The sequence below is a fragment of the Vibrio sp. 10N.261.55.A10 genome (assembly GCF_041470825.1).
Classification (GTDB): Bacteria; Pseudomonadota; Gammaproteobacteria; order Enterobacterales; family Vibrionaceae; genus Vibrio; species Vibrio crassostreae_C.
Genome location: NZ_JBFRNC010000096.1, coordinates 1 through 9,864 on the forward strand (window position 1 = coordinate 1; position 9,864 = coordinate 9,864).

General features: G+C 42.8%; 8 protein-coding genes. 4 read left to right on the forward strand and 4 right to left on the reverse strand.

The annotated features are described in order from the left end of the window. Positions 1-74: 74 nt before the first annotated feature. Positions 75-833 (reverse strand): oligogalacturonate-specific porin KdgM family protein, encoded by a 759-nt coding sequence (locus AB4274_RS21495; RefSeq protein ID WP_114633649.1) that lies wholly within the window; start codon positions 831-833, stop codon positions 75-77. A gap of 538 nt (positions 834-1,371) precedes the next feature. Here AB4274_RS21495 and AB4274_RS21500 point away from each other — a divergent pair. Further along, the gene (locus AB4274_RS21500; protein WP_017061470.1) at positions 1,372-2,409 is read left to right on the forward strand and encodes a polysaccharide lyase family 7 protein; all 1,038 of its coding nucleotides are present in this window, start codon (positions 1,372-1,374) and stop codon (positions 2,407-2,409) included. 230 nt (positions 2,410-2,639) lie between these two features. On the opposite strand, the gene AB4274_RS21505 is transcribed toward AB4274_RS21500, so the two are convergent. From AB4274_RS21505 to AB4274_RS21515, 3 genes are all read right to left on the reverse strand, one after another. Next, positions 2,640-4,007, reverse strand: coding sequence for an MATE family efflux transporter (locus tag AB4274_RS21505; protein WP_081322222.1), 1,368 nt, complete (start codon positions 4,005-4,007; stop codon positions 2,640-2,642). Positions 4,008-4,155: 148 nt separating this feature from the next. Next, positions 4,156-4,878, reverse strand: coding sequence for a FadR/GntR family transcriptional regulator (locus AB4274_RS21510; protein WP_017063624.1), 723 nt, complete (start codon positions 4,876-4,878; stop codon positions 4,156-4,158). A 174-nt stretch (positions 4,879-5,052) separates the two neighbouring features. Next, on the reverse strand, positions 5,053-5,829 hold the full coding sequence (locus AB4274_RS21515; RefSeq protein WP_017069959.1) for an SDR family NAD(P)-dependent oxidoreductase: 777 nt from the start codon (positions 5,827-5,829) through the stop codon (positions 5,053-5,055). A gap of 342 nt (positions 5,830-6,171) precedes the next feature. Here AB4274_RS21515 and AB4274_RS21520 point away from each other — a divergent pair, with 342 nt between their 5' ends. The 3 genes from AB4274_RS21520 (at position 6,172) to AB4274_RS21530 (ending at position 9,780) form a co-directional block, all read left to right on the forward strand. Continuing rightward, the gene (locus AB4274_RS21520; RefSeq protein WP_017072471.1) at positions 6,172-6,891 is read left to right on the forward strand and encodes a FadR/GntR family transcriptional regulator; all 720 of its coding nucleotides are present in this window, start codon (positions 6,172-6,174) and stop codon (positions 6,889-6,891) included. 283 nt (positions 6,892-7,174) lie between these two features. After that, on the forward strand, positions 7,175-9,037 hold the full coding sequence (locus AB4274_RS21525) for a DUF294 nucleotidyltransferase-like domain-containing protein (RefSeq protein WP_017069961.1): 1,863 nt from the start codon (positions 7,175-7,177) through the stop codon (positions 9,035-9,037). Further along, positions 9,037-9,780: a 3'-5' exonuclease gene (locus AB4274_RS21530; protein WP_229647044.1), complete on the forward strand. Its 744-nt coding sequence runs from the start codon at positions 9,037-9,039 to the stop codon at positions 9,778-9,780. The genes AB4274_RS21525 and AB4274_RS21530 overlap by 1 nt, the downstream gene beginning before the upstream one ends. Positions 9,781-9,864 lie beyond the last annotated feature (84 nt).

Consider the following 9,864-nt stretch of genomic DNA (forward strand, 5'->3'; position numbering starts at 1 on the left):
CGCTAATCCGCGATGAACCATAAAAAAGGCTTAGAAATTTATAAGCCTTTTTAAAGAATGGATAGTCACAATGTTTAAAATGAGTATGTAACACCAACGCGTGTTTTTAACTGACGTTCATTCTCTTCCGCTGAGCCGTAATCTGATGTCCAAAATTCAACATAAGGTCTTAGGTTATCGAATTTATAGCCGATTTTTACACCTAAATCCCATTCCCAATCTTCACCATTCGCTTTGACTTGATCTTCGTAGCTTTTGACGTAGTTCGCCTCATAACTTAATTGAAGGTTTTTTAAATCTTCGTCTTGGAATTTATAAGCGCCAGTCAATGTAAATTTACCTTGCTGAACAGTCTCACCAGCTAATGCTATTTTGTCGCCGTTAACTTTTGTGAGAGAACTGCTTGAACTGTCTGTGTAGTTTTGGAATTCATGACGGTAACGAAGAGCCGTTGTTAGACCGAAGTCAGCTTTATACCCAACACGAAACTGTGGTTTAAATGTTGTTTTTTCATCGCCGAACGTAATAGGCATACCTGGCTGCAAATACCACTTTTCATCTAACGCATAACGAACACCCCAATCAAACTCAGAATCTCCGCGTTCCAATTGGTTATATATATCGCCTTCTGCATTTGGAGCGAACTTTTGTTCAACGCTAAAATATAGCTTTGTCTCGTCTGCTATTTTCGTACTTCCGCCAATTTTAATACGATGCGCGTATTTATCGTCTTCATGCTTATGTTCTGCACGGTAATCAAGAGTTGCGCCAGTCGCTGTGCCTGCAAGAAGAGTTGTAGCAACAATTGCAGCAATTTTTGTAACAGAGTTCATACCTTTGTCTCACTATTATTTTTTTATTCTGGATACATCCAATGTACCCGTGGCTCACAAACCAATACCTTACATGGTATTAAATTAATGTATGACAAATATGGTATTTATTATTGAGTCAGATTTCTGTGAGATCTATCAAAAAGTTCTGACTAATGGCCCAAATATATAGCTAAATGTTATGAATATCTCAATTTAGGGCTTGTGTATTAAATCAATCATGACGTACTTCTCATATTCACAAACCTTAGAAACTCACTTTTTTGCATGTGTTAAAATAATACAAATATTAAGTGTTTCTATATGTTAATAATGATTATTTTAACCATCGTGGCTTAAACATAGGGAGCATGTTGAGAGGCATAAATATAAACCATAGCCAGATGTTTAATAAAAGTTACAAAATGGCTAAATGTAAATTCTATTTATCGGTTGGCTTATTTAAGTCGAAGAGAAAATATTTAGTACTAATTCGTGTTCAAAAGTGGTTTCTGTACTGAGTGTGTACTCGGTATGTGTTAACAATAAAGGATGAGTCATGTTTAAGAAAAACATATTAGCAGTGGCGCTATTAGCGACTGTACCAATGGTTACTTTCGCAAATAACGGTGTTTCTTACCCCGTACCTGCCGATAAATTCGATATGCATAATTGGAAAATAACCATACCTTCAGATATTAATGAAGATGGTCGTGTTGATGAAATAGAAGGGGTAGCCATGATGAGCTACTCACATAGTGATTTCTTCCATCTTGATAAAGACGGCAACCTTGTATTTGAAGTGCAGAACCAAGCGATTACGACGAAAAACTCGAAGAATGCGCGTTCTGAATTACGACAAATGCCAAGAGGCGCAGATTTCTCTATCGATACGGCGGACAAAGGAAACCAATGGGCATTGTCTAGCCATCCATCAGCAAGCGAGTACAGTGCCGTTGGCGGCACGCTAGAAGCGACCCTAAAAGTGAATCACGTAGCGATTAACGCTAAGTACCCAGAAAAGTACCCAGCTCACTCGGTGGTTGTTGGTCAGATTCACGCTAAAAAACATAATGAGTTAATCAAAGCTGGAACTGGTTACGGGCATGGTAATGAACCACTAAAGATCTTCTATAAGAAGTTTCCTGGCCAAGAAATGGGTTCAGTATTTTGGAACTATGAGCGTAACCTAGAGAAAAAAGATCCTAACCGTGCCGATATAGCTTACCCTGTTTGGGGTAACACTTGGGAAAACCCAGCGGAACCGGGTGAAGCAGGCATTGCTCTTGGTGAAGAGTTTAGCTACAAAGTGGAAGTGAAAGGCACCATGATGTACCTAACGTTTGAAACAGAACGTCACGATACGGTTAAGTATGAAATCGATCTGAGCAAGGGTATTGATGAGCTTGATTCACCAACGGGTTATGCTGAAGATGATTTCTATTACAAAGCGGGCGCATACGGCCAATGTAGCGTGAGCGATTCTCACCCTGTATGGGGGCCAGGTTGTGGCGGTACTGGCGATTTCGCTGTCGATAAAAAGAATGGCGACTATAACAGTGTGACTTTCTCGGCACTAAAGTTGAACGGCAAATAGTACATAAGGCTAGTTAGAAACAGGCCTTAAGGAATGTTTTCGAAGACCACTGAACCGAATGTTGAGTGGTCTTTTTGTTTTCTATGAGATTTAAGATGAGCCGGGTATCAGCGAGAGTACAATGAAGCTTACCAATGAACGGTACAGCTGAAACAATACAACCTTGTCAAAAGACAAGGTTGTAATCAGAAAGCGTAGAAAGATTTTAGGACGGCGACTCGATACCGGACTTAGTCATACATCAACTCTTTAGCTTTGTCGGCATCAAACTCCTTTAGAGACTTTCGAGCTAAGTGACGGAATGGGAAAGCTTTAACGACTTCTTCGAATGGTTGGATAGCAAAGGCCCAAAAGATAGAGCCATCTAAACCAAAGATGATCAATGCACACAATGGAATTGAAATTACCCATTGACCAGTAAAGTTGATTTTGAAGACTGCGGTCGTTTTTCCTAGTGCTCTTAGTACATTCCCATGAACCGTGTTGTAGCCACGAACAATTGGCAAGAATATGTAGAGTGGGGCGATAACGGCCAATGCTTGATAGGTAGATTCATCCAAGTTCGGGTAAATGTCACCAATGACCAGACTTAATCCTGCGAATAAGAGTGCACAAACGAAAGAAATGACGACTGCAATATCGATACTGGTATCGACGTTTTTGACTAGGTCATCCATCTTTTTGGAGCCAATCGCTTGGCTGATAGTAATCGCGGAAGAGTGAGCCCAAGCGGTAATAAATTGAGAGACAGCCCTGATCCAAGGCATCACCAAAGTAATCGCTACGTAAGCGTTGATGTTAAGTTGCGAATACAACAATTGATATATCGTTGCGCCAATCAAAAGCATGGTCACGTTCGCTGCTACAGGGAATATTTCGATAAAGTGACGGCGAACGTTGGTAAAGAATTCAGAGCGCTGAGCGTCTAATTTGAGTGAAATCGCTGAGCTTAAATGCACGCACAAAACCAAATACAGCAAGCGGATCGTTATTGCAATAATGCTGCCTAATGCAGCGCCTTGTACTCCAATCCCTTCAAAATTAGAAAAACCATGAATCAGCACATATGAGAGTACAGCATTGATAGGCAGTTCAATTAAGTAACCTTTGAATGGGACTTTAGTTCTGCCTAGCGCATTAAATAAAGCAATGATCACCTGCGTTAACGCGGTAAAAATAACGATGTATTTCGAGATGTCTAGATAGCGGCTGATTTCTAAGTGAAGGGAAGCGTCATCTGTTAAAGCTTGAATCAAGGGTTGTTCGAAAAAAGTAAGTAGAAGCCAAAATAGTGTTGCTACGCCAAGGTTGATAAATAACCCTGCCCAAAATGCTTTAGATAATGATGCGGCGATGCCAGAGCCCACTGCGCGGCTTAATACTAACTGAGTACCGTTTGCCAGCGCCATTTGAATTCCCAGTACAAAGGCAACGATAGTCGTCGCAATCCCCATTGCAGCTAAAGGGATTTCACCAAGAGGAGAGACAAGCAGTGTGTCGATCATCAACATCGACTGCATCAAGATACCGTTTAAGGCGAGGGGCCAGGCGAGAGAGAAATTTTTCCTTACGTACGATTGTGAAGACACAAACAACACCTTATGTGTATAACCGTAAGCTTTCTCTGAGGTGGCGGAGTAGAGCGTTTAAAGAAGAAAACACTACGGTAGTTGATGGTTAAAAAATGGGTGCTAAAACAAGACTGACTTGTGTCTTTGAAAAACAAGTCAGTTTGGTTAATCTCGGTTATGCGATGGCTAATTCAACCCTAGAGAGCTTTTGGTTCTCATCGTCTAGCAGGACTTGAGAAGCAATTCGAGCTTGCTTGGCATCGCCAGACATTATTGCGTCGTAAATCGCTTTGTGTTCTTCTAAACAGAAGCGACCGCCTTCAGCGGAGTGGTCGATAAACTGCTTGAAGATAGTCGACAGAATGTTCGCGAATGGAATGTAAAATTGATTACCTGTCGATAAGAAAATCGTTTGGTGAAACAGGTGATCGTTGGTCGTCCACTCTTCATAATCGAAGCTATTTGCTGCGATGGTCATTTTCTGGAAAAGAATCGAAAGCTCTTTGCGTTGCTCTACAGTTGCATTGGTTGCAGCGAGCGCACACGCTTCCGGGTCAATCGCTTTTCTTAAGCCTAAAAATTGAGACAAGAAGGGTTTAGTATCTTCTAAATCTTGGATCCAGTACAGCAATTGCGGGTCCAAGAAGTGCCACTGTGTTCTCGGTTTGATACGAGTGCCCACTTTTGGCTTCGACTCGATTAAACCTTTTGCCGAAAGTAGCTTAGTTGATTCTCGAAGGGCAGTTCTGCTCACTCCAAAGATTTCGCACAGCTCCATTTCGCTGGGTAACTTTTGATTTTCTTCTAACTCGCCTGACAAGATCTTGCGAGCAATTTGTCTCGCCACTTGAACATGAATTCGGCGGCTTGAATCTTCCACCAATGTAAATATTGACATTTAAACCACCTGAAATTGAAACTTTGAAAACACTAAAAGCCAGACGAATCTGGTGTTTAGTGTCAGTGTATACGTCGAATTTAGTGTGAGGTTTTCCCTCATCTACTCGGGTCTGTTAACCTTATATAGTGTGGCGAACTTAAATCGCTGAGTGAGCTTATATAAACCAGCTAACTAGGGCGTTATTTGTCCGCCGTTAACATCTAGGATTTGACCTGTGATGTAACCGCTGCAAGCGTGCGATGCAAAGAAAGCGAATGAAGGGGCAACTTCATCAATATGGCCAAAGCGTCCCATTGGAATGTTGTTAGCAATGGTCGCTTTCAAATCGTCGCTCTTGCCATCGTGAAATGCGGTGTCGATAGTGCCCGGTGAAACAATGTTGAAACGGATATTGTCTTGCGCGAACTCTTTCACCCAATTGCGGTGAATGTCGTGTAACCAAGCCTTAGACGCGGCATAGATGCCTGCACCAACACCACCGCCTTCGCGAGCGGCGATAGATCCTGTGCTAATCACACAAGATGTTTGCCCGGACTCAGCAGCAGAGGCGCGTAAGTGCGGGATAGAGAACTTGGTTGTCATCAGCGCAGAGCGAACATTAAGGTTCATTACGCGCTCATAAAACTCATCATCGATATTTTCTAGATTGGCGCGACCACCAAGGCCACCGGCGTTGTTAATCAACACGTCCATGCCACCAAAATGATCAGTGAACTCTTTGACTAACCTTTCGCACTCTAATGTGTCCATTAGGTTTGCAGGAAAAAAGGCAACATCGCCACCCAGTGCGGTAAGTTCAGATAGAACGTCATCGACTTTTGGGCTGAAAGCACGACTATTGATGCCGACTTTTGCGCCGTATTTTGCAAAGACACGTGCGGTAGCTAAACCCATACCAGCAGTAGAGCCAGTAATTAGAATGCGTTTGCCTTTTAAATCGTTAAACATCAGAGCCGCCTATATTGTAGATTATTCACGCCAATAAATCATACAATAACACTTGCTATATTCAAGGGTGTTTATCTAAAAACGGGTTATTACCGACATAAATAGTGAGAGTAAGGGTGGTTTTGTGAGTTCACGCATACATTGAAATAGTAAATGAGAACTATTTGTATGAATTAATAGGTTGAATTGGTTTTATAAACCTAAAGATGAGCAGGTTTGTGAAATATTGCTCCAACCTTTACTGGTAGTGACCTCACGTTATTCTGATGCTGTGTTGGTGAAGATATAAATCAGTGCTATAGTCCGAGTTAAATAATACATATCTAATCGGTAAGTAGACACATGGCTGGCTCTTTCAATTCTATTTCAGGCTCTAAGCGAAGCCTTCATGTGCAAGTTGCACGTGAAATCGCCCGTGGTATTTTGTCGGGCAATTTGCCTCAAGGTTCTATTATCCCTGGTGAAATGGCTCTGTGTGAGCAATTTGGTATCAGTAGAACAGCATTAAGAGAAGCGGTTAAGCTTCTGACTTCAAAAGGCCTATTAGAATCTCGTCCTAAGATCGGTACTCGCGTTGTTGACCGTGCATTCTGGAACTTCTTAGATCCACAATTGATTGAATGGATGGACGGTTTGGCCGATACAGACCAATTCTGTCATCAGTTTTTGGGTTTACGCCGCGCGATTGAACCAGAAGCGTGTGCTTTAGCTGCTCAGTTCGCGAGTGCAGAACAACGCATTGAGCTGTCTGGTATTTTCCAACAAATGGTAGAAATTTCTAGCGAAGAAACGCTTGATCAAGAGCGTTGGCTAGATATCGACATGAAGTTCCATAGCCTGATCTTCAATGCAACAGGTAACGACTTCTATCTTCCATTTGGTAACATCTTAACGACCATGTTTGTTAACTTTATTTCTCACTCTTCTGAAGAGGGAAGTACTTGTATTAACGAACACCGCCAGATTTATGAAGCAATCATGGCAGGTAATAGTGACAAAGCACGCCACGCGTCAGCAAGTCACCTGTTAGAAACAAACCACAGATTACCAGCCGCTAGTTAATTGTTTTCACTGTTATTTTAGCTTTGATCGTTTTGCATTATCGACGAGAGGGCATTCTCGTAAAACTAGGGTAGTCAAAGTTAAAATTACGGTTATTCAAAAGCTAATTTCAGCAGTGACCTCTAAAAAGCACGTTTGATACGTGCTTTTTTTGCATCCAAATTTGATGAAAACCTGACTGGTGTCCAATATTTAATCTATTATTTGCTGTTTCGTTAAAAGCACTAGTAACCAGTATTTTAAGTTATATAATAATACTAATTAAATTATTGTGAGTGTGATTATGCCCCAGTCTCTACTGCCAAATATTCTTCAATTCATAGGTCAAATCGACCCATTCGATAAGATCCCTAAACAAGCACTTCGCGAACTTGCCTCTAACGTGCAAATTACTTATCTCGGCAAGGGAGATGTGGTCGATTTGTGTGAGTCTGGGAAGGAAAAATCGCTCTATATCATTCGAACGGGCTCTATGGAGCAACGAAAATCGGATGGTGTGCTTCGTGCCCGTCTAGGCAGTGAAGATTTGTTTGGCTTTACGTTCTTAGATTCTGAAGTCAACGACGAAAAAGGCTATAGAGCTGTCGCAATCGAAAACACCTTACTTTATGTGATTCCACACTCGGCACTTCAAACGCTTTTCAAAGCCTTTCCAAGTTGCGCAGAACACTTTGCTTCACAGGCGCAGGTTCGCTTGAAGTCGGCACTGGATGTGGTCTGGTCGAATAAAGAGAAAGGCCTGTTCATTCGTAAAGTTGAGGAAGTGGCAAGCGGGCAGGTGGCAATTGTTAAGTCTGAGCAAACCATCCAGTCGGTTGCGGTTGAAATGCTTCATCAACGCTCACCGTGTGCCGTGATCTATGAAGGTGAAACCATTGTTGGTTTGATCACCGACCGAGACATGACTAAGCGAGTGATTGCCCACGGCGTGAGTACTGATAGCCTGATCTCAGAGGTAATGACGCACTCTCCACTTACTGTAAAACCGGATGATCTGGTGCTGCATGCGGCCTCTATCATGATGCAATTTAATATCCGTAACTTGCCCGTTGTGAAAGAGAATAAGGTCGTTGGTCTTCTTACTACGTCTCATTTGGTTCAAAACCACCGTGTTCAAGCGATATTCTTGATCGAGAAAATCAAATACGCGGGCAGCGTGAAAACCATGTCTTCGTTCACCTCAGAACGACAAGCTATTTTTGAAGCGCTGGTGGAAGGTAAAGTGGCGCCTGAAACCGTCGGCAAGGTAATGACCATGATTATGGACGCCTACACCCGTCGATTGATTCAAATAGCGATTGATAAGTTAGGCCCACCACCGTGTGATTTCTCTTGGATCGTAGCCGGATCGCACGCACGTAATGAAGTGCACATGTTGTCGGACCAAGACAGCGCGATTGTTCTTGCTGACGATGCAACCGACAGTGACCGTATTTACTTCAAACACTTAGCGATGATGGTGACCAACGGCTTAGCAAGCTGTCACTACCCATTATGTCCAGGTAAATTCATGGCTGCGACGCCAAAATGGTGTCAGCCACTCAGTGTATGGAAGCACTACTACAAGAAGTGGGTGGCTAACCCAGAGTACGAACGCTTGCTTAATATCAGTGTGTTCCTAGAAATTCGTACTATCTACGGCAACAGTGAGTTCGAAGGTATTCTGCGCGATGAGCTGCATAGCAATATTCGCGGTAACCGTGAGTTTTTAAGCACGCTAGTGAAAGACGCGGTCAATACCAACCCGCCACTTGGCATCTTCAATAGCTTAGTGCTAGAGAAGTCAGGTGAGAATAAGAAAACGTTGAACGTGAAGAAGTACGCGATCAACTTGATTATCGACTTAGCGCGTATTTATGGCCTTGCTGTGGAGTGCGATTTGTCGGCGACTGACGAACGTTTCGCTGCTGCCAATGAAAAAGGCATGCTGAGCGACGATGCATTCAAGAACATTCTGGGTGCTTACCAGTTCATTCTCTCTTTCCGTTTTGGCCATCAACTTGAAGCGCTGAAGAACGGGGATGTGCCTGACAACAACATCAACCCAGATAGCTTTGGTAGCTTTGAGCGTAAACACTTGAAAGATGCCTTTAGGATCATTGCTGACCTTCAAGAAGCGGCGAAAATTCGTTTCGGAGCACGTTAATGAAGCTATGTTCAACTAATAAATGTTTAAAACGAATGCTAAACTATTTTCACCCGCTTGAACGAATTAAACGCAAGCGTAAGCAATATTTGGGTACGGTTAAGCTGCCAGAAGCGTTACATGATCTGGTAGAACAGCCTTGTCCTGAAATGACGGATTTGGCCAAAGACAGCGACTATATCGTGTTGGATCTCGAAACCACAGGCTTAGACAGCGAACAAGATCTTATCTTGTCTATGGGATGGGTCGATGTGGTGAAAGGACGAATCGATTTGGCTTCTGCCAAGCATATCTACCTGAACAATGATTCTCAGATTAACGCTGAAACTGCGGTGATTAACCACATCACACCACAGATGCTGGAAGAGGGCGCATCTATTCATGATGCGATGCTCACTTTCTTCGAAGCAGCGAAAGGCAAGATTATCGTCGCGCACGCGTGTGTAGTCGAAGAGAAGTTCATTAGCCAATACCTTCTTCGCTGCTACGGTTTAAGAGCGATTCCTCTGCTTTGGCTTGATACCTTGTGTATTGAGAAAAGCATGGAGAAAGCGATCAGCAATCATGAAGAAGTCGATTTAACCTTGGCAGGGACTCGCGAAAGGTACGGGCTTCCTGAGTACAACAGCCACAATGCATTAGCCGATGCCGTTTCGACAGCGGAATTGTTTTTGGCTCAGCAGAAGCGAGTTGTGCCTAACGATAATGTGACCGTTGCCTTTCTCTATCGGATTAGTCACTAGGAAAAAGAGCTGCAAGTGCGCGGCTCTTATTTTACTGATTTTAAAGGAAAAAAAGCCAGCGATTATGAAGTGACCCCGTAAAGT

Excerpts from the sequence above, each read along its gene's own strand:
- AB4274_RS21530 (WP_229647044.1), top strand. The coding sequence starts at position 9,037 with ATGAAGCTATGTTCAACTAATAAATGTTTAAAACGAATGCTAAACTAT.
- AB4274_RS21520 (WP_017072471.1), top strand. The coding sequence starts at position 6,172 with ATGGCTGGCTCTTTCAATTCTATTTCAGGCTCTAAGCGAAGCCTTCAT.
- AB4274_RS21525 (WP_017069961.1), top strand. The coding sequence starts at position 7,175 with ATGCCCCAGTCTCTACTGCCAAATATTCTTCAATTCATAGGTCAAATC.
- AB4274_RS21510 (WP_017063624.1), bottom strand. The coding sequence starts at position 4,878 with ATGTCAATATTTACATTGGTGGAAGATTCAAGCCGCCGAATTCATGTT.
- AB4274_RS21495 (WP_114633649.1), bottom strand. The coding sequence starts at position 833 with ATGAACTCTGTTACAAAAATTGCTGCAATTGTTGCTACAACTCTTCTT.
- AB4274_RS21515 (WP_017069959.1), bottom strand. The coding sequence starts at position 5,829 with ATGTTTAACGATTTAAAAGGCAAACGCATTCTAATTACTGGCTCTACT.
- AB4274_RS21500 (WP_017061470.1), top strand. The coding sequence starts at position 1,372 with ATGTTTAAGAAAAACATATTAGCAGTGGCGCTATTAGCGACTGTACCA.